Source organism: Achromobacter sp. SIMBA_011 (assembly GCF_046535435.1).
GTDB lineage: Bacteria > Pseudomonadota > Gammaproteobacteria > Burkholderiales > Burkholderiaceae_B > Achromobacter > Achromobacter dolens.
In genome coordinates this window covers 1-251 of the sequence record NZ_JAWRWN010000904.1, presented here as the reverse complement: position 1 = coordinate 251, position 251 = coordinate 1, and the positions used below count along the sequence as shown (strand labels likewise).

Below are 251 nucleotides of genomic sequence, written 5' to 3'. Positions count from 1 at the left end.
AACAGCATCGCGACCGGCGCGTAGAGCAGGGTGGCAAGCAGCAGCGCGCCGACCGTGCCCTGCGCGGCAAGCGCTTCCGGCGTCGGACTCGTGTCGTTCGTCGCGCCCAGCATCATGTGGAGCAGCCCGCCGCCGTCCACGATGGACGACGCGGCGAACACCGCCACCATCAGCGCGACATAGACGAGGCCGAGGACGAGCAGCCGCTGCGTCGTCGCGGTGCCATACGAGCGGAAGCCGTCGATGAGGAT

General features: G+C 69.3%; 1 pseudogene. It reads right to left on the bottom strand.

Annotation, left to right across the window (positions count from 1 at the left end):
* Positions 1–251 (bottom strand): annotated as a pseudogene (locus tag SB816_RS33625) (hypothetical protein); the annotation flags it as partial.